We start from the raw sequence: 18,066 nt of genomic DNA, 5'->3' as shown, positions 1-18,066 counted from the left end.
GTCATGGGCGACGGGCCGAAGCGACGCCTGCCGCTCGTCGGAGGCGGCGCGCCCGGCGCGGCGCCCCCCCCGAGCGCGACGGCCGCGCCGGAGAAGCGCAAGCTCCCGGTGTTGCAGGGCGGCGGCGACGAGGGCGAGGACCGCCCGCCGTGGCACTGGGTCGCGCTCGGGACGGTGGCGACGTTCATCGCGTGGCTGCCGCTCGCCGGGCTCGTGAACACGCTGCTGCGCCGGATGCTCGAGGGGGCAGGGGACGCCGAGGCGCCCGCCCGCGTGCGGGTCGCGATGGTGGCGCTCAACGTCGTCGCGTTCGCGCTCGCCGGCGTGGCGGGCGGCTACCTCGTGGGGCGGTTCGGCGGGCGCGCCGGGCGGCGCGAGGCGGCCGCGAGCGGGGCCGTCGTCGCGACGCTCGCGTGGGCGCTCGCGCTCGCCGAGGGCGCTCCCGCGGGCGCCCTGGGATGGGCGCTGCTGCTCGTCGTCATGGTCGCGATCGGCAGCGCTGCGTCCTACGCCGGCGGCAGCGCCGGGCTCCGGGGTCGATCCGGCGGGGCGCCACCGACGCGCTGAGCGCGCGCTCGCGCGACGCCGCGCCGGAGCGTCGCGCGCGCGCGCGCTCCCGCGGCGCACGGCACGCGCCGTTCAGCTCGTGTGCGGCACGCGCCGTTCAGCTCGTGTGCGGCACGCGCCGTTCAGCTCGCGTGCGGCACGCGCCGTTCAGCTCGGATCGAGCCGGCGAATGGGCGCGCTCGCCTCGGCGAGCGAGGCGTACGCGAGGGCCGTGCGCGGGTCGCGCGCGTCGGGGGCGACGTCGAGCAGCGGCCTCAGCGCGAAGGCCCGCTCGTGCAGCCTCGGGTGCGGCACCTTGAGGTCCAGCTCCGCGACGGCCTCGCCCTCGATCCAGAGCAGATCCAGATCGATCGTCCGCGGGCCCCACCGCACCGGATCAGGGCGTATCCGCCCGAGCGACCGCTCCACGGCGAGGGTGCGCTCGAGGATCTCGCGCGCGGGCAGCGACGTGGCGACGAGCACCGCGGCGTTCACGTAGTCGCCTTGCGGCGGGCCACCTGCAGGCGGCGACTCGTAGCGCGGCGACTCGCGGACCACCTCGAGATCGGGATCGGCGTCGAGCGCCGCGATGGCGGCGCGGATCGTCGCCAGACGATCGCCCATGCTCGACCCCAGCCCGATGACGACGCGTCGCGTGGATCTCATGGCGAGAACCTACCACGCGGCCCGGGGCCGCTCGCGGCGCGCCGCCGTCCGGCGCGCGAGCGACGCGGGCCGAGCGCCGGCGCGATGGTCTGCGCGGGCGCCGCGATCACTCCCGCGGATCGGTGGCGCGGCGTCCTCCGCCGAGCCGGCGGCCTTCCGGCCGCGGGGGGAAGACGCGCCGATCCTCGGGGTTGCGGCGCGGGATGGGCGAGCGGCGCTCGACGAACGCGTCGCTCTGCGCTTGCTGTCCGCGCTGGAGGCCCACGAACAGCGCGCGCATCTCCTCGAACGTCTCCGGCATGGCGGCGGCCACGGTCGCCGCGTGCGGCCGGCACAGGCTCAGCGAGCGCCCCTGGATGACGACGCGCGCCATCCGCGTCCTCGCGCGAGCATCCCCGGACGACCCGCCCTCCCGGCCGTCCAGCTCGCGATCTTCACATACGGCACATCGCTCGAATGACTCGCCCATACGGGAGCCTTCGCAGAAACCAGGCATCCGGGCCAACTTCCCGGACGCCGCCCGGGCGCGACCGCCACCCGCGGGCGGTCTGGCCGCGCGCCCGCCCGCCGCCTGGCGGCCGGGCGCGACGGGTCATGCGCGCGCCCGGCCGCGCGCCCGGTCCTCGGCCCAGGCGATCACCCTGCCGGCGGGATCCGTGCCGGTGAAGCGCCCGAGCTCCTGGATGCCCGTCGGGCTCGTGACGTTCACCTCGGTCAGGCGCTCGCCGATCACGTCGAGGCCCACGAAGAAGAGGCCGTCGGCGCGCAGGCGAGGCGCGACCGCCCGCACGAGATCGCGCTCGCGCGGCGTCAGCTCCGTCGAGACGACGCGCCCGCCGACGTGGATGTTCGAGCGGTGATCGTCGTCGCGCGGCACCCGGAGGATGGCGCCGAGCGGCTCGCCGTCGAGCAAGAGCACGCGCTTGTCGCCCTCGACGACCGCGGGGAGGTACTCCTGCACCATCGCGAGGCGGCTCCCCTCGCTCGTCATCATGTCCGCGATGGCGCGCGCGTTCTTGTCGCGCTCGCTGATCTGCAGCACGCCGAGGCCGCCCGCGCCGTCCAGCGGCTTGATCACCGCCGTGCCGCCGAGGTCGCGCACGAACGCGTGGATCTGCTCGCGGTCGGCGCTGACCAGCGTCCTCGGCGTCCACTCGGGGAAGTTGAGCGCGTAGAGCTTCTCGTTGGCGTCGCGCAGCCCGCGCGGGTCGTTCACGATGACGGGGCAGCGCCGCGCGCGCTCCAGGATCAGCGTCGCGTAGAGGTAGCTGCGATCGAACGGCGGGTCCTTGCGGATGAAGATCGCGTCGACGTCCCCGAGCCGGAGCCGGCGCGGGCCGCCCGCGAGGTCGAGCGAGATGTACGGGGGCGCGTCGCCGATGAGGACCGGCGTCGCCGAGGCGTGCGCCTCGCCGCCCTCGATCGAGAGGTCGCGCGGCAGGCAGTGGTAGCTCTCGTGGCCGCGCGCCTGCGCCGCGCGGATGAAGGCGAACGTCGTGTCCTTGTCGTGCGTCACGCGGCTCAGCGGATCCATGACGAAGACGAAGCGCATGCGGTCTCTCGCGGGTTGGGGGTGGTGGAGGGGAGGGGCCAAGGGGAGGGGAGCAGAGCGGCGCGCCCGCCGGGGCGGGCGCGGGCGCTGTCACTGCATCGCAGCGAGGACGAGCTGCGTGCTGAGGTCGTCGCCGAGATCGGAGGCGAGCGCGTAGCCGACGCCGCTGTGCTCGGCGGCGACGACGGAGTAGCCGTTGATCTTGCCCACGTAGACGGGGCGCTCGCGCACCACGCGCGGCTGGAGGATCGGCTGCGCCTTCTGCACCGGGACCGCGCGCGAGTTGAAGAGGTACACCGTCACGCGGTGGTTGCCCCGCACGACGTACTGGAGCAACGCCGCGCGCCGGTGGCGCATCGTGTGCACGCGGGCGCCCATGAAGTTCACGGGCATCGACTGGAACTCCGGCCTGCGGACCGGCACGCCGACGAACGGATCGAAGCGCGGCAGGTCCTCCGGGTTCGTCGTCTCCGGCGGCAGCGGCTGGGCGTGCTGGGTGACGAGATCGTCGAGCAGCAGCTCGACGCTCTCGGCGCGCGCCGCGTCGGCCTCCACCTTCGCGGGGGCCCTCGCCGCCTCCGCCGCCGGCGCGGCGGCCTTCTGCCGCGTCGCGCCCACCATGAAGACGACGCCCGCGGCCACGGCGAGCGCGGCGGCGTACCCCTTGTGGATGAGGCGCGGCCTCGCCTCGAACGACTGCGCCGCCTCGCGCGCCGCGCCCCGCGCGTGCTCGTGCGCGATCGCCGAGGCGACGCGCGCCCTGAGCGCGTTCGGGCACCCCGGGGGCTTCGCCCGCTTCAGGCTCGCGCGCAGCGAGCGCAGCATCTTCACCTGCTCGAAGCAGGGCGGGCACTGGACGAGGTGGGACTCGAGGTCCACCGCGTGATCCGGATCCAGCTCGCCGTCGACGTACGCCGACAGCGCGTACTCGAACCGCGTACAGCGCTCGATCGACTTCGCGGCGCTCATGCGACACCTCGCTTTCGCTTGCGGTACGCGTCCAGGTCGGCGGGCGCCTCCTTCGCTGCGTCGTCGCTGACGATGCCCATCAGGACCGCGTGCTCGCGCAGCGTCTTCTGGAGGAGCTTGCGGCCCCGGTGCAGCCGCGACATCACGGTGCCGATCGGGCACCCCATCGCCTCGGCGATCTCCTTGTAGGAGAGCTCCTCGATGTCCGACAGCACCACCGCCAGGCGGAACTCCTCGGGCAGCTCGTCGAGCGCGCGCTGCACCTCCGCCTCGACGAGCGGCGTGAGCGCCTGGGTCTCCGGATCGCGCATCGCGCGCATCGTCGTCGCACCGACCCAGCCGTCGGTGAGCGGCTCGGCGTCGGGGCCCTCGAAGATGCCTCGCTCGAGGCCGCCGCGCCGGTACCGGTTGATGAACGTGTTGGTGAGGATCCGGAGCAACCAGGCCTTGAGGTTGGTGCCGGGCTCGAACTGATCCCGGGCGCGCATCGCCTTGACGATGGTGTCCTGGACCAGATCCTCCGCCTCGGTCGAGCTCTTGGTCATCCGGCAGCTCACGCCGTACAGCGTGTCCAGATGACCGAGCAGCTCGACCTCGAAGGCGTCCGCGCGCCCCCCCTCGCTGCTGGATAACGACAGGTCCTGCGCTACGGACGCAGGTTTCTTGCTGAAGAAGAACGGCATGGGATCGACGGGGGGAACAGAGGAGCGGTCAGGGCTATTCCGGCCTGCTCTCGCCCCCCTGACCCTCACCCGCGGGCTCGTCCGTGGCGGAGCCGACCTGGAGGGGCGCCGAGCCCTCGACCTGTTGACCCGTGCGCTCCTGGAGCTTCGCCTCCAGCTCGTCAATCCGCTGCGACAGGCGCTTGACATCGGCCTGGAGATCGCGGACGAGCCCGATGCCCGGCAGGATCGAGAGGATGCGATCGTCGACGGCCTGCTGCCACTGATCGAGCGTCTGCTTCGAGCTCTCGACGATGCCGCTCAGGCGGCCCTTCCCGTGGCTCGACCGGTCCGCGTCGAGCGGCGGCGGCGGCTGGGACGGCGACGCCGAGGCCGGCTGCTCCGGCGCGGGCGCCTGCGCGGCGCCCGGCACGGGAGCGCCGCCCTCGCCGGGGACCGCGCCGGGGATGAGCCGGCCGATCGGCCCCTCGCGGAGCTGCGAGAGCAGCCGCTCGCCGCGCTCCTGGATCAGATCCCTCAGCGTGCCGAGCGGAACGGAGCGCGGCTGCGACTTGAGATCCTCCGAGATGATCAACGCCAGCGTGACCTCGGTCTTGTCCTCCTTGGTCGCGTTGTCGATGATCTGGACCTCTTCACCGGCCCGCACCATCTCCCCGATCTGCTGCAGGGTGACGTAGCGACTGTCCTTCGTGTCGTAGAGCTTCCGATTGGAGTAGCGCTTGATAACGCGACGCGGTACCTCGCCGCTCCCCAGGGTCTCCTTCGCCGTTTCCATCTCCTCTACGCCTCGAGTCGATTGGACCACTGGTAGAAACCTCGCGCAAGGGAAGATCACTCGATATCACTCGATAAAAAACGAGGCGGCGTGCAGGAGCCGGCGATCGAGCTGCGTGACGTGACCGCGAGCTATCCCACCGGGAGGCTGGCGCTGGAAGGGATCAGCCTGGCGGTGCGCGCGGGCGAGCTCTGCGCCGTCCTCGGGCCGAACGGCGCCGGAAAATCGACGCTGGTCCGGGTCCTCTCCGGGGCCCTGCGGCCGGCGCGGGGGGAGGCGCGCCTGCTGGGGAGGTCGATCGGCGGCATGGACCGGCGGGCGATCGCGCGGTGCGTGGCGGTCGTGCCCCAGGGGATCGCCTCGGCGCCCGGGTTCACGGTGCGCGAGGTCGTGATGATGGGCCGCGCGCCCCACCAGGGCGCCTGGATGCGCGCCTCGGGCCGCGACGAGGAGGCGGTCGCCCGCGCCCTCGGCGCCTGCGACCTCGCCGACCTCGCGGGGCGGCCCGTGGCCGAGCTGTCCGGCGGCGAGCAGAAGCGGGTCGCCATCGCCCGCGCGCTCGCGCAGGAGGCGCAGGTGCTGATCCTCGACGAGCCCGGGGCCCACCTCGACATCCGCCACTCGATCGAGGTCCACGAGGTCGTGCGCAGGGAGGTGGCCGAGCGGCGCCTCGCCTGCGTCGCGGTGCTGCACGACCTGAACGCGGCCGCCCAGTACGCCGACCGCGTCGCGCTCCTCAAGGGGGGGCGGCTCGTCGCGCAGGGCACCATCGAGGAGGTGATGACCTACCGCCGGCTCAAGGACGTGTTCGAGGCAGAGCTCTACGTCGGCGTGAACGAGCTCGACGGCAGCCGGTACTTCCTCCCCGTCCGGAGCGCGCGCGGGTAGGTAGCGCGGCGCGCTAGTCGCAGGCCTTCCGCGGCCAGGGCCGCGCGCGATCCTCCGCAATCTCGACCGTTTGCGCGGCGCGGTTTATAAGCGGCCCCATGCGCGGATCTCCACCCTGGAGAGCTCTCCCCCGAGGCTTCCTGCCCTGCCTGCTGGCCCTCGTCGCGCTCCTCGGCGCGGCCGGCTGCGGCCGGAGCAGGACGGCGCCCGAGCTGCTGAACGTGATCGACGTCGTGCCGCGCGAGGTCGACCTCGGCGACCGCATCGAGATCCTCGGGACGAACCTGCCGACCGCCGAGGCGAAGGAGGCGGTCGTCACGTTCCGCGGGACGCTGCGGCGCCCGGGCCAGGCGCCGCTCACGGGCCAGAGCATCGAGATCGACGGCGCGCAGATCAGCAGCAGCAAGGTCTCGCTCGTCTTCTCCGAGGGGCTACAGGCGCGCTTCGCCGGCCGCGGCGACGACGCGGTGCACACGACGTTCCACGGCGACGTCGTCGTCGAGATCCCCGCGACGACGCAGGGGGCGCTCCCCGTGGCGGGCACGGTGCGGGGGGTCACGATCGACTTCATCCCGCCGACCCCGCGCCGCGCCGTCATCGAGGCGCGCGAGAAGGAGGGGGCGCGCGCGCTCGCGTTCCTCGGCGTCGAGGTCGCGGCCGAGTCGCCGCCGTCCGGCGGGCTCGTCGTGACGGGCGTGCGCGACGCGAGCCCCGCGAGCCGGGCGCAGATCGCCCCCGGCGACGTCATCACGAGCTTCGAGGGCGTGAAGGTCCTCTCGAGGGGCGACGTGATCCCGAGCGGCCACGAGCGGCTGTCGACCGTCGGCGTCCGGCGGGGCGACGCGGCCCCGTCCGAGGTCCGGGTCTCGACCGAGGGGTTCCACGCGAGCGCGCCGACCGACCTGCTCGGCGCCGGGATCCTCCTCGGCGTGGCCGCGGCGATCATCCTCCTCTTCATGGCGCCGACCGCGGGGATCATCACCTGGGTCGAGCGCCGCGTGTCGGCGCGCATGCAGTCGCGCATCGGGCCGAACCGCGCCGGGCCGCAGGGCTTCCTCGTGTGGATCGCCGACGGCATCAAGTCGATCCTCAAGGAGGACGTCATCCCGGCCGAGAGCGACAGGGCGCTCTTCCGGCTCGCGCCCTACCTCGTCTTCGTCGGCGTGTCGGCGACGTTCGTCGTGATGCCGTTCGGCCAGTACCTCATCGCGGCCGACCTCGACATCGGCATCCTGTTCGTCATCGCCGTGACCTCGCTCGTCACGATCGGCCTGATGACCGGCGGCTGGGCGTCGAACAACAAGTGGTCGCTCCTCGGCGGCATCCGCTCGGCGGCGCAGATCATCAGCTACGAGATCCCCGGCGCGGTCGCGATCGTGTGCATCGTCATGATGACCGGCTCGCTGCGCCTGCAGGACATCATCGGCGCGCAGGGCGGCACCGGGGCCTCGTTCCTCGACGTGGGCGGCTGGCCCTGGTACTGGTTCGTCTTCCGCAACCCGATCACGTTCGCGCTGTTCTTCCTGTACTTCACGACGGCGCTCGCGGAGGGCAACCGCGCGCCGTTCGACCTGCCCGAGGCGGAGAGCGAGCTCGTCGCCGGTTACTCGACCGAGTACTCGGGCATGCGGTACCTCTTCTTCTTCTTCGCCGAGTGGGCGAACGTCTTCGTGATGTGCGGCATCGCGAGCGCGCTCTTCCTCGGCGGGTGGCAGATCCCGGGCGTCTCGCCGGCCCAGCAGGAGGCGAGCTTCGGTCTCCAGCTCCTCGGTGTTTTCCTCTTCCTGCTGAAGAGCTGGCTGCTCGTCTTCGTCGTCATCTGGATCCGCTGGACGCTGCCGCGCGTCCGGATCGACCAGATGATGAACCTCTGCTGGAAGTGGTTCGTCCCGCTCTCGTTCGGGGCCTTCCTGCTGACGGCGCTGTGGATGGTGATCGGCGTCAGCAAGACGGTCCAGCTCGTCATCAGCGTTGTCACCTTCGCCGTCTGGGCCTACCTGCTCGTCCACTTCATTCGCAGGGTCCAGTACAACCTGCGGCAGGCCAAGGTCGCGCTCCACCTGAATCCGTTCCTGTGAGAGCAAAGCCCGGTGCCACCTCGGCCTTGCGCTGAGGTATGCTGTCGGGCGTGGCGGTCCCGTCGAGCCCGGCCTCCGATTTCTGCGCGGCGTGCGGCTTCCCGCTGCGCGGGCCGCGGTGCGAGGCGTGCGGGGTCGACCGTGCGCCGTCGGTCTCGCGCAAGCCGCCGCCCGCCGAGGCCGACTGGGACGGGAGCGCGATCGAGGCGTGGCGGACCCGCGACCCGGTGCGCTTCGTCTCCCACTGCGCCTCGGCAGAGGCCGGGACGAGCGTGCAGGCGACGACGCTGCAGGACGGCGTGGGGTGGATCGTCCCGCTCGGGGCCGCCACGCTGTTCGTCGCGCTCGACGCGGCGAACGAGCGGGTGTCGATCGACGTCCCTGTCGCGCGCGTCGCGGAGCGGCAGCGGGTGCCGCTGCTCCGGACGGCGCTCGAGCTCTCCGGCGGCCCCGAGCCCTTCCGGCTCTGCCTCCGGGACGATCTGCTGCTGCTCCGCCGCGTCGGCCGCGTCGCGGCCTTCACGCCGGAGGCGCTGCGCCAGGCGCTCCGCGAGGCCGGCGAGGCGGCGCAGCGGCTCGGCGCGACGATGGCCGCGTGGTTCGACGCGCGGCCGCCGTTCTCCGAGGAGCAGCGGGCGAGCCTGACGTGGGCGTCGGCCGGCCGCGCCCGGCCCCTCAAGAGCTTCTCCATCCCGCCGACCCCCGGCCGCTCGCCGAGCGCTCCGTCGGTGCGGGCCGCCGCGCCCCCGCCGCCGAACTCGGCGGTGCGGGCGCCGCACGAGGAGCACTCGGCGTGGGCCGCGCCCCCGCTGCCGCGCCTGCCGGAGTCGGTCGCGCGGCCCATCCGCGACGCGGACGCGATCCCCGACATCCTGTCGCCGTCGCTGGCGTCCGTCCCGGCGCCGGTGACCCCGTCGGCGAGGAACGGCGGCGTGCCCTCGGCCAAGGCCGGCATCCTCCCGCCGGCGCACGACGGGGGCGCCGCGTCGAAGGCGATCGGCAGCGCGGCGATGCCGGGGCCAGAGGTCGGCGCCGTGAGGCCGAGCCCGGCGAGCGCGATCCCGCTCTCGGGCGAGCACGCGCCGGCCGCGGACACGCCGGCGCAGATCAGCGATCGCCGCAGCGCGCGCACCGTCCCGTTCCGCCGCTCGAACTCCAGCGTGATGGCCGCCGTGGCGACGCCGGTGTCGGTGCGTCCGCCCGCGCTGCCGGAGGTCTAGATCGACCCGCCGTCGCGCCAGAACATCCCGTCCCGCCCCGAGTCGACGAACACGCCGGCCGACAGGTTCTGCCAGCTCCTCAAGGACGCGCAGGTGCTCGGCACGGCCCTCAGCTTCCAGGAGCGGCCGGGGGTCATGGTGCTCCTCATCCGGTGCACCGTGTTCCGGGCCATCTACGAGCACGGCGACACGATGCCGGACGCGGTGGCGCACCTCTACCGCGCCACGGCGGCGGCGACCCGCGAGCTCATCCAGGCCGAGGGCGGCGGGCGCCGCGGCGGCGCGGCCGGGGTCGCGGAGTCGGCGTTCGTCGCGATGGAGCGGCTCGTGACGCTGCGCGGGCAGGTGCCGGAGGAGAAGCCGCTGCACATCGATCCGCTCACCACGGCGGCGCTCGCGCGCGAGCACCTCGGCCGCTACCTGCGCGAGATCGAGCGCGCGCCGGCCGACCCGATGCTCCGCCACTTCCTCGCGATCGGCGCCCTCTCGGAGCTGCTCGTGCGCACGAAGCTGCCCGTCAAGACGGAGCAGCGGCTGCGCGACATCGTCGCCTACGCGCAGCGCGACGGCGCGAAGCCCGGCACGATCGATCTCTTGATGACGGCGCTCTCGAGGATCGTCACGCCATGACGTCGCAGCTCGCGGCGCACGCCGACGGCGATCTGGCGCTCTTGCACGAGCGGGTCGCCCGCGCGCGCCGCTCGATCGTGGCGATCCGCGCCGGCGCGCTCGTCACGACGGGCTGGGTGGCGCTCGGCAACGGCGTGGTCGTGACGAGCCGGCGCGGGCTCGGCTACCCGACGGAGGTCGCGCTGACGCTCGAGGACGGGCGGAGCATGGCGGGGCGCGCGATCGCCGCCGACGTGGGCCGCGACGTGGCGCTCGTCGCGCCGAGCGAGCCGCCGGGCGTCGCGGCGCTCGCGGTGCGCGCCCCCGTCGAGCCGCGGCTCGGCGAGCGCGTCGCGGTGCTGAGCTGCCTGCCGGGGCAGAGCCTGCGCCTCGCCGTCGCCCGGGTGTGCCACGTGGCGCGCAAGGTCGACGGGCAGCTCCCCGCGTTCGAGCTCGACGTGGCGGCGCCCCTCGGCGCGCCGGTGCTCGATCCGGAGGGGCGCGTGCTCGGGCTCGTCGCGGCGCCGTCCGGCGCCGCGGGGGAGCTGCCGGGCCACAGCGTCGTGCTGCCGGCGGGCTCGTTCCAGCCGCTGCTCGCCTCGGCGGACCGGCCGCTGGTCGATCTCAGGGAGCGGGCGCCGGTCTACCGCTGCCCGGCGTGCGAGGAGCCGTTCGACATCGAGAGCGACAGGTGCCTCGGCTGCGGCCGGCTGCTGCCGCACGCGTTCGCGCCGTCCCCGGCCCGCGCCGGTGCCGAGCGGATGATCCGCCAGGGCCTGTCGGCGCTCGGCATCGTCGCCAACCGGGCGCGCATCGGCCCGAGGACGTGGCGCATCACGCAGCGGCCGTTCCCGGCGGCGGAGACGGCGACGCAGGTGGACGTCGAGATCGACGAGGCGGGGCGCCTGCTGACGTTGCGCGCGCCGGTGGTCGGCCTGCCGGCGGCGAACCACGAGCCGTTCTACAGGTTCCTGCTCACGATGAACGACCAGACGACGGGGGAGCTCCGCGTGTCGATCGCGGGCGACGAGGTCTCGATCTCGTGCGTGGCGTCGCTGGAGGGCTCGTCGGACCACGACGCGGCGCTGCTCATCGACGGGCTCGTCCAGATGGCGGACGAGTACCGCCGGACCCTGGCCGAGACGTTCGAGGCGCCGCCGCGGTTCGAGTCGGCGCCGCGCTGACGGGCGGGGCCGGCGGGAGGGCTCCGGCGGTGGCGGGGAGGGTTCGGGGGGGCGGCGGGGACGCTTGGTGGTGGGGGAGCTCCCCCACCCTGCCGGAATGATGGAACCGCCAAGACGCCATAAGACGCCAAGATTTTTGTGTTTTCTTGGCGTCTTATGGCGTCTTGGCGGTTCAAAGGACCCCACCATCGGCCGAAGTACCCCACGACCGGAGGCTTCGGGGGTGGCACGAAAGCTTCGCGCGCGGTCCTGAAGCTTCGCGCGTGGTCTTGAAGCTTCGCGCGCGGGTCGGAAGGCCGAATTTCCCGGGAAATTCGTTCCCCGGCGCGCGCCCGAAGGCGCGGGGGGGCGGCGGACGCCGCCAAGTGCGCGAAATCTTGTGCTCCGGAGCGCGCGGGAAGCTTCCGGAGCGCGCGCGAAGCTTCAGGACCGCGCGCGAAGGTCTCGGGCGCGCGCGGGAAGCTTCCGGAGCGCTCCGGAAGCCGGAGCTTGTGTGTCGGATACCTTGAATTCGGCGCCTCGCGCCGCCGCGCGGCCTCGGGAAAATCGGCCGTCTCGGGCAGAGGCGATGTCGGGCCGAGCGCCAATTCGACAAGGCGCTTGAGACGCTTTCGCTCTGTCTTGTCGAGTCCGCGGGTGGCGAGGAGTGCGACGGCCTTCTTGTCGCCCTGCTTCGTCGCGGCGCGGTCCGGATCGGTGCCATTCTCGAGGGCGTCGAGCCCCGCGAGGAAGGTGGCCACTCCGCGGACTGCGGCGTTGCCGGTGGAGGGCGAGAGGTCCTTGACTACGTGGTCGTGCACGTCGGGGAAGCGCCGGCGGAGCACGGCGACATGACGAGCATAGTTGGGCTCGTCCCACGGACCGGCGTAACCCCACCGTCATTGTCTGTGCGGTGAGGACGGAGACGTTGACGATGGGAGTGCGCTCCGGCGCGCACCTCGGCTGAGCAATGTCCTACCGTTCCTGTGTGGCCGCTTGCACCAAGAGAATGGGCAGGTGAGCGTGCGCGGACGAGAAGAGTCGCGGGGTGGAGGGAATGCACATGGGAAGGAGAACGAGGCGGCGTGCGGCCATCGTCGTGGCGGCGGTGGCCGCCCTGGCGCTCGGCGCGACGGCCACAGGGTGCTTGTGGCCGCGCGAGGAATACGCGCCCGGCCGCTTCTGCGCGCAAGCGAACACCACCGCTCTCGAGCAGTGCGTGGACGCGAGCGAGGGTCCGGGCAGCGCGTGGAGCAAGGCCGAGCAGGACGGCGAGCTGCCGATCCAGATGTGGGCGTTGCCGCCGTTCAGCGTGCCCGACGCGTTCGTCGCGAGCGAGGCGGAGCTCAGGGCCTGGTTCGACAATCTCGATCGGCCCGTGGCGTACGTGCGCGACGAGGCGAAGCACGCCGAGTCGCTCCGGGCGACCCTGCACGGCGAGCTCCTCGGGCTGCTCGTGACGACCAGGCGTCATCAGGAGGAGATCCTCGAGGGGGAGCCGGTCCGCGCGGCCGACAACTTCACGCGGGCGATGACCGACAGGGCGAGCGCCGAGGAGGAGCCGCTCGCCGCGGCGATCGCGGCCGACAAGCAGGCGCTGGCCGCGGCGACGGCGGTCTTCGATGAGGCGAGGGACGAGGCCGCGCCGCTGCAATCGAGGTACGCGGCCGTCGCGGCGCGGTTCGCGGACTACCGCGCGACCGAGGCGGCAGAGACGGCGGCGTACGCAGCGCTCTCGGCGGAGGCGTCGCGGTCGGGGATCGACGGACTCGACGGCGTGGAGCAGGCGGTGCTCGCGGCGGCGCGCGAGGCGAGCCGCGCGTCGGGCGAGCTCGCCGCGGAGATCATGACCCTGTCGGCGGAGCTCGGGGCCCTCGCGGTCTCGTTCGAGGAGGCGCTCGCGCCGCACAGGGAGGTGCTGGCGACGCACGGCGCGGTGGTGCCGGACATGACGTCGGGGGCGCTGCGCTCGCTGGGCGCGATGCTGGGCTACGCGCAGCGCCGCGTCGCCCGGAGCGACGCGACCGCGACGGCGCTGCTCGGCGGCATCGCGCTGCGCCGGCAGGCGCTCCGCGCGCTGCAGGGCGACGAGGGGGCGCGCGAGGCGATCGCGCGCTCGCGGAGCGAGAGGGCCTCGGAGCGGTTCGGCGAGGCAGCGCGTGCGCGGGCGGAGGTGCTGTCGTCGGCGCCGCCGGTGAGCGAGAAGCTCGGGCTGCCGCTGCTGGCCGAGCGGTACGGGGAGCTCCTTGCGCTTGTGCAGATGCGGCCGCTGTGCGAGGCCGCGGAGGCGTCGTGGCGCGAGGCCGGGTGCGCGGCGCTTCGAGGGAAGCTCGACGCCGCGGAGGCTGAGCTCAGGACGGACCTGCCGAAGAAGATCGCGGCGGGCCTTTCGGCGCTGCGGGAGAAGGGAATGGCCGCGGCGGCGCTCGACGCGGCGCAGGCGCGGCTCGACGCGGGCGACGTGAAGGGCGCCGCGATCGCGTATGACGCCGCCGTGCGCGGCGCGGAGGGGACATGAAGGGCTCGAAGGACGTTGCGCGGCGTGGCTTTGGCGCCGCGGTGCTGCAGAAGCTCGTCGCGCTGGTCACGATGCTGGCGTTGCTCTCGCCGTCGTTCGCGCGGGCGGGCACGCCGTATACCATCCTCTGGAGCAGCCATCATGACCCGAGCTCGTGTGCGAGCCCCGAGCTGGACAGGGAGGGCGACACCCTCTTCGAGGTGAACCAGACGCCGCTGCCCACCTACGGGGTTCCGGGAGCGCTGCAGAGCCACGGCGACGGCTCCCAGAGCAACACGCGCGAGGCGGAGTTCGACTCGTTGCTGCTCCGCACGGGCAGCAACGACTTCCACTTCGGGGTCCACACCGCTGGCGGCGGCGACTGGTGCACCCGCGCGCACGACGTCGTGCACCTCGTCTCGGAGCCGCTCGGGCTGAACAAGCCGCTCTTCAACGTCCGCCGTGACGGGACCGGTTTCGAGGGCAGCACCGCGGTCGACCTGAGCCTCGCGGAGATCAACCCGGAGCTGGCGCGCGACATCGCGGAGCTGGAGGTCAGGATCGCCCGGCTGATGACGGAGCTCCTCCGCGACGCCGCCAGGGTCGCGAATCTCAGGGAGAAGATGGACCTCTTGCGGCAGCTCGATCTGGAGCTGCACGACCTGGTGCAGCGGCCGCTGGACGAGATCTCGCGGACCGACCTCGACGCGATCCTCGATCGGTACAAGGACGTCGTCGACGCGGAGACGCGGGCGGCGATGCAGCAGCTCGTCGACGACCTGAAGAAGGGCGTCAGCGACCTGGAGAGCGAGCTCGCGCGGCTGCTCGACGAGTTCGGCGCGCAGGCCGACGAGGTGGCGGACCTCGCGACCCAGGACGCTCGCGCCGAGGGGTGGGACCCGGACGACCCGTGGAACTACGCGCTCGGGGAGAGCGAGGTGCCGTGGGTGGAGGTGCCGGACATCGCGGAGGAGGACGGCGCGTTCGAGGAGGGGAGGGACCCGTACGCGGCGTACGCGGACACGGTGATCGCGGCGCTGGAGGCGGCGGTGAGCGGCGGGGCGGTGGTCGCGCGGGCGGACTTCGTGGCGAACGTGCGGGCGTGGAGGGCGAACAGCGAGGCGCTGGAGATCGCGCTGCGCGACCGGATGGGGGTGTCGCTTTCGGAGACGAACGCGTTCCTGAAGGCGCAGAACCGGATCACGGCGGTCGTGCGGCGGTACATGGATGCGTCGGACTGGTTCGTGGACTCGCCGGTGCCGGCGGATCTGCGGGCGGTGGTGGACACGGTGCTGAAGCCGCGGTTCGACGCGCTGGCGGACCAGATGAAGGACAGCCTGAACCTGTGGACGGGGGAGGCGCTCGACCTGGAGCAGACGCAGCTCTACCAGACGATCAGCGCGTTCGCGGGGGCGATGTCGACGGTCGGCGAGGGGTTCGAGGCGTACGGTGAGGTGATGCAGACGCTGGTGCACGCGACGACGCGGCTCGGGGTGGGGTTCGTGCCGGTGGTGGGACCGGCGCTCGACCTGTGCGAGGCGGTGACGGGCAAGGAGTGGTGCCTGCCGTCAGGGCGAGAGCTCAGCGACGAGGAGCGGATCTTCTCGGGGCTGGGGTTCAAGCTTGCCGCGGTCGGACCTGGCTGGCGCGCGATCAAGGGCGCCGGCGGGATGACGCCGGGGGCGATCCGGGTCGCCGGGGAGATCGCGGAGGTCGATAAGGTCGTTGTCAATGGGTTCGAGGTATGGAGGCTCCGCGGGTACAAGACGCTGGACGGGCACGTCACGAAGAACGCGTTCAACACCTTCGAGAAGTCGGCGATCAGCCACATGACTCGCGAAGGGCGGGCGCTCCTCGGCGTCGGCGACGGCGGCGTGCGTAAGATGCTCGACCTTCCAGACGAGTCGCTCCCCGGCATGTCCGGTGGGAGGGCTCCTGACTTCGTGACGGTGTCCCGCGGGCAGAAGCTCATCGTTAGCGAAGTGAAAGGGGGAGACACAGTAAGGATCAAGGACGTGACCGACCAGTTGTCGAACGGCATGGAGGGGCTACGGAAGAAGGGGGTCGCCGGGGATGTCGAGCAGGTCGAGCTCATCATGAAACGCGGTGCAAAATTCAAGCCGGAAGATACCTATACCGTCAAGGATGGGTACCTCTTCAATGTGAAGAAGGGCAAGCGGGAGACCCTGAACGGGTTCAACAGGCCCATCTGGGTGATCCAGCTATGAGCGACTCGGGACCGTGGTTCTTCGCCTGGTGTGATGGTCCACAGAGGCTCGACGCGTTGCTCGCCGCGCTGTCCGCCCTCGTATACCCAGGGACTCGTATCGGCGTGTCGCACGACGCTACCCTCATCGATACGACTTCCATGGACGAGGCGGTCGCGATGATCCGAACTGAGTTCGCCGAAAGTCCTTCTGGTGGAGCAATCTTCGACGTCATGCTGAGGGGCACCAAGCGCCTCTTCGGTTGCAGCTGCGACTGCTACACGGAAGAGGCTGGCCGCGACATCTCGGCCGGCCCCATCGACATGTCCACGTGCGACCAGCGTAGGTTTCTCTGCTCTTACCTCGAGCTCGCCTGGGGCAGGGGCCCGCGCTCGATCGAGGCCGAAGCTGCGGTCGCGTGGCACCTGCTCCGCGACGACCTCGAGGACCTCCTGCTCCGCCTCTGCGAGCCGGACGCGAGCGCGCGCGTCCGGACCGGCGCATGCGCGAACGGAGGGGACTGGATTGCACCCGTCCGCATGTGCGCGACGTACAACGCGGACGCCCGGGACATCGCGCGCGATCTCGCCCTCTCGTGGCTGCAGCGCCACAACAAGGAGATGGTATCGCGCAACGCGGGCCTGTCGCTGGAAGCGCTCCGCGCGCGGGTGGAAGCCGCGCCGGCAGGGGCGCGCGTCCCGCTCAAGGGCGGCAGCGAGCACGCGCACTCCCTCTCCCGCGAGACCGTCCTCAAGGCGCTGGCAACGCCGCCCTCCGCCCTGCTGGAGGCGCTCGAGGCCGCGGCGGCGCCCGACGAGGCGTGGCGCGCCGCAGAGCCGCGCGCGCGCGAGATCCTGGCGCTGACGAGCCAGATCGCGGAGACCGGCGAAGGCCCGCCCACGTGGGCGGTGCAGACGGACACGCGCGCCCACGTCCGCTTCCTCCGAAAGCACGCGCCTTTTCACGTGCGCCGCCTCGCGGGCGGCGGCGTGATCCTGGCGACCCACCCGTTCCGTGCGCTCTGGCCGCTCTGGGTCGACGCGCTCTTCTCGCTCGGCCTGATGCCCTGACCCAGCAACTCTCATGAGGGTGAACCAAGGATGAAACCAGGGCCGTACTTCTTCGCCTGGTGTGACGAGGCAGAGCGGGTCGGCGCGTTCGCAGCGGCGCTGTCGGCGCTCGTCATCCCAGGGATGAATATCCGCGTGACGATGGGCTCCGACGTGGATCGCACCGTGAACTTCGTGGACGAGGCGGTCGCGATGATCCGCGCCCACTTCGGACGCACCGACGCCGACACCTACTTCGCCATGGAGCTGGACGATCGACGCTCGTTCTATGGCCACTATCGCTGCTTCACCGGCAAGAGCGAACGTCTCAAGCCGAGGGGCCCCATCCACATGGTCCCTGCCAGCGCGGCGGACATTCTCCCGCTCGATTTGTACCTCGCCCTGGGCAGCGGCCCGCGCTCCGTCGAGGCGGAAGCCGAGCTCACGTGGCACATCGTTCTGGACGACCTCGAGGACCTGTTGCTCCGCCTCTGCGCGCCCGACGCGAGCAGGCGCGTCTCGACCGGCGGCTGCACGAGCGCGTGGACCTGGCTCGCGCCGGTCTCGATGTGCGCGACGTACAACGCGGACGCCCGCGACGTCGCGCGCGATCTGGCCCTGTCGTGGGTCAGCCTCCACGACAAGGAACAGGTCTCGCTGATCGCGGGCATGTCGCTGGAGGCGCTGCACGCGCGTATCGACGCCGCGCCGGCCGGGGCGCGCGTGGTTCCGACGGACAAGAGCGGGCGCTCGATCCCGCTCTCCCGCGAGACCGTCCTCAAGGCGTTGGCCATGCCGGGCTCCGCCCTGATCGAGGCGCTCGTGGCCGCCGCCGATGTGCCCGACGAGGCGTGGCGCGCCGCGGCGCCGCGCGCCGAGGAGATCCACAACCTGACGGTGCAGGCCAGGGCGCGCGGCGAGTCGTTCACCCGCGGCGGCGGGTGCCTCACCTGGGTGGAATTGACGGGCGAGCACGTCTACTTCCTCGTCGATCACGCCCCGTTCCACGTCCGGCGCCTCCCGAACGGCGGCATCTTGCTGGCAACCCACCCCTACCGCACGCTCTGGCCGCTCTGGTCCGATGCGCTCTTCGCGCTCGGCCTGATGCCCTGACGCAGGTCGTGCACGCGTCGCCGCAGCGCGAACGCCGCACGCAAGGGCGCC

Annotated in this window: 17 protein-coding genes; 10 read left to right on the top strand and 7 right to left on the bottom strand. The window is 72.5% G+C overall.

Annotated features, from left to right (window positions below):
- The first annotated feature begins 3 nt into the window (after positions 1-3).
- Positions 4-567: a hypothetical protein gene (locus WMF24_RS39030; protein WP_437732532.1), complete on the top strand. Its 564-nt coding sequence runs from the start codon at positions 4-6 to the stop codon at positions 565-567.
- Between the two features lie 147 nt (positions 568-714).
- On the opposite strand, the gene folK is transcribed toward WMF24_RS39030, so the two are convergent.
- From folK to WMF24_RS39000, 6 genes are all read right to left on the bottom strand, one after another.
- Positions 715-1,212 (bottom strand): 2-amino-4-hydroxy-6-hydroxymethyldihydropteridine diphosphokinase, encoded by a 498-nt coding sequence (gene folK, locus WMF24_RS39025; RefSeq protein WP_437732531.1) that lies wholly within the window; start codon positions 1,210-1,212, stop codon positions 715-717.
- A gap of 106 nt (positions 1,213-1,318) precedes the next feature.
- Positions 1,319-1,585 (bottom strand): hypothetical protein, encoded by a 267-nt coding sequence (locus WMF24_RS39020; RefSeq protein ID WP_437732530.1) that lies wholly within the window; start codon positions 1,583-1,585, stop codon positions 1,319-1,321.
- Positions 1,586-1,804: 219 nt separating this feature from the next.
- Complete coding sequence (gene gshB / locus WMF24_RS39015) at positions 1,805-2,764, bottom strand: glutathione synthase (protein ID WP_437732529.1); 960 nt, start codon at positions 2,762-2,764, stop codon at positions 1,805-1,807.
- Positions 2,765-2,854: 90 nt separating this feature from the next.
- Positions 2,855-3,733 (bottom strand): anti-sigma factor family protein, encoded by an 879-nt coding sequence (locus tag WMF24_RS39010; protein ID WP_437732528.1) that lies wholly within the window; start codon positions 3,731-3,733, stop codon positions 2,855-2,857.
- On the bottom strand, positions 3,730-4,416 hold the full coding sequence (locus tag WMF24_RS39005; protein WP_437732527.1) for a sigma-70 family RNA polymerase sigma factor: 687 nt from the start codon (positions 4,414-4,416) through the stop codon (positions 3,730-3,732). Before WMF24_RS39005 ends, WMF24_RS39010 begins: the two co-directional genes overlap by 4 nt.
- Before the next feature lie 34 nt (positions 4,417-4,450).
- Positions 4,451-5,191 carry a polyhydroxyalkanoate synthesis regulator DNA-binding domain-containing protein gene (locus tag WMF24_RS39000; RefSeq protein WP_437732526.1) on the bottom strand — a complete coding sequence of 247 codons (741 nt, stop codon included), beginning with the start codon at positions 5,189-5,191 and terminating at the stop codon, positions 4,451-4,453.
- Between the two features lie 90 nt (positions 5,192-5,281).
- Here WMF24_RS39000 and WMF24_RS38995 point away from each other — a divergent pair, with 90 nt between their 5' ends.
- The 3 genes from WMF24_RS38995 (at position 5,282) to WMF24_RS38985 (ending at position 9,377) form a co-directional block, all read left to right on the top strand.
- Positions 5,282-6,079 (top strand): ABC transporter ATP-binding protein, encoded by a 798-nt coding sequence (locus tag WMF24_RS38995; protein WP_437732525.1) that lies wholly within the window; start codon positions 5,282-5,284, stop codon positions 6,077-6,079.
- Positions 6,080-6,177: 98 nt separating this feature from the next.
- A complete protein-coding gene (gene nuoH, locus WMF24_RS38990) occupies positions 6,178-8,157 on the top strand; it encodes an NADH-quinone oxidoreductase subunit NuoH (protein ID WP_437732524.1) in 1,980 nt (659 codons plus the stop codon).
- Between the two features lie 50 nt (positions 8,158-8,207).
- Complete coding sequence (locus WMF24_RS38985; RefSeq protein ID WP_437732523.1) at positions 8,208-9,377, top strand: hypothetical protein; 1,170 nt, start codon at positions 8,208-8,210, stop codon at positions 9,375-9,377.
- Here WMF24_RS38985 and WMF24_RS38980 read toward each other — a convergent pair.
- Entirely contained in the window at positions 9,374-9,514 is a 141-nt protein-coding gene (locus WMF24_RS38980; protein ID WP_437732522.1) for a hypothetical protein, read from the bottom strand. The genes WMF24_RS38985 and WMF24_RS38980 overlap by 4 nt on opposite strands.
- On the opposite strand from WMF24_RS38980, the gene WMF24_RS38975 reads away from it, so the two are divergent.
- The 6 genes from WMF24_RS38975 (at position 9,513) to WMF24_RS38950 (ending at position 18,015) form a co-directional block, all read left to right on the top strand.
- Entirely contained in the window at positions 9,513-10,007 is a 495-nt protein-coding gene (locus tag WMF24_RS38975) for a hypothetical protein (RefSeq protein ID WP_437732521.1), read from the top strand. The two genes, WMF24_RS38980 and WMF24_RS38975, sit on opposite strands and share 2 nt — an antisense overlap.
- Positions 10,004-11,170 (top strand): trypsin-like peptidase domain-containing protein, encoded by a 1,167-nt coding sequence (locus WMF24_RS38970; protein ID WP_437732520.1) that lies wholly within the window; start codon positions 10,004-10,006, stop codon positions 11,168-11,170. The genes WMF24_RS38975 and WMF24_RS38970 overlap by 4 nt, the downstream gene beginning before the upstream one ends.
- Positions 11,171-12,212: 1,042 nt before the next feature.
- On the top strand, positions 12,213-13,667 hold the full coding sequence (locus tag WMF24_RS38965) for a hypothetical protein (protein WP_437732519.1): 1,455 nt from the start codon (positions 12,213-12,215) through the stop codon (positions 13,665-13,667).
- Complete coding sequence (locus WMF24_RS38960; protein WP_437732518.1) at positions 13,664-15,874, top strand: hypothetical protein; 2,211 nt, start codon at positions 13,664-13,666, stop codon at positions 15,872-15,874. The genes WMF24_RS38965 and WMF24_RS38960 overlap by 4 nt, the downstream gene beginning before the upstream one ends.
- Positions 15,875-16,086: 212 nt before the next feature.
- Entirely contained in the window at positions 16,087-16,923 is an 837-nt protein-coding gene (locus tag WMF24_RS38955) for a hypothetical protein (protein WP_437732517.1), read from the top strand.
- 30 nt (positions 16,924-16,953) lie between these two features.
- A complete protein-coding gene (locus WMF24_RS38950; RefSeq protein WP_437732516.1) occupies positions 16,954-18,015 on the top strand; it encodes a hypothetical protein in 1,062 nt (353 codons plus the stop codon).
- Positions 18,016-18,066 lie beyond the last annotated feature (51 nt).

The organism is Sorangium sp. So ce1335, from assembly GCF_051521615.1.
Classification (GTDB): domain Bacteria; phylum Myxococcota_A; class Polyangia; order Polyangiales; family Polyangiaceae; genus Sorangium.
The sequence above is the reverse complement of the archived record's forward strand: the minus strand, read 5'-3'. Positions and strand labels throughout refer to the sequence as shown.

Coding starts and splice junctions, on each gene's coding strand:
- WMF24_RS39030 (WP_437732532.1), top strand. CDS start 4: ATGGGCGACGGGCCGAAGCGACGCCTGCCGCTCGTCGGAGGCGGCGCG.
- folK (WP_437732531.1), bottom strand. CDS start 1,212: ATGAGATCCACGCGACGCGTCGTCATCGGGCTGGGGTCGAGCATGGGC.
- WMF24_RS39020 (WP_437732530.1), bottom strand. CDS start 1,585: ATGGCGCGCGTCGTCATCCAGGGGCGCTCGCTGAGCCTGTGCCGGCCG.
- gshB (WP_437732529.1), bottom strand. CDS start 2,764: ATGCGCTTCGTCTTCGTCATGGATCCGCTGAGCCGCGTGACGCACGAC.
- WMF24_RS39010 (WP_437732528.1), bottom strand. CDS start 3,733: ATGAGCGCCGCGAAGTCGATCGAGCGCTGTACGCGGTTCGAGTACGCG.
- WMF24_RS39005 (WP_437732527.1), bottom strand. CDS start 4,416: ATGCCGTTCTTCTTCAGCAAGAAACCTGCGTCCGTAGCGCAGGACCTG.
- WMF24_RS39000 (WP_437732526.1), bottom strand. CDS start 5,191: ATGGAAACGGCGAAGGAGACCCTGGGGAGCGGCGAGGTACCGCGTCGC.
- nuoH (WP_437732524.1), top strand. CDS start 6,178: ATGCGCGGATCTCCACCCTGGAGAGCTCTCCCCCGAGGCTTCCTGCCC.
- WMF24_RS38975 (WP_437732521.1), top strand. CDS start 9,513: ATGGTGCTCCTCATCCGGTGCACCGTGTTCCGGGCCATCTACGAGCAC.
- WMF24_RS38980 (WP_437732522.1), bottom strand. CDS start 9,514: ATGACCCCCGGCCGCTCCTGGAAGCTGAGGGCCGTGCCGAGCACCTGC.
- WMF24_RS38970 (WP_437732520.1), top strand. CDS start 10,004: ATGACGTCGCAGCTCGCGGCGCACGCCGACGGCGATCTGGCGCTCTTG.
- WMF24_RS38965 (WP_437732519.1), top strand. CDS start 12,213: ATGGGAAGGAGAACGAGGCGGCGTGCGGCCATCGTCGTGGCGGCGGTG.
- WMF24_RS38960 (WP_437732518.1), top strand. CDS start 13,664: ATGAAGGGCTCGAAGGACGTTGCGCGGCGTGGCTTTGGCGCCGCGGTG.
- WMF24_RS38955 (WP_437732517.1), top strand. CDS start 16,087: ATGCTGAGGGGCACCAAGCGCCTCTTCGGTTGCAGCTGCGACTGCTAC.
- WMF24_RS38950 (WP_437732516.1), top strand. CDS start 16,954: ATGAAACCAGGGCCGTACTTCTTCGCCTGGTGTGACGAGGCAGAGCGG.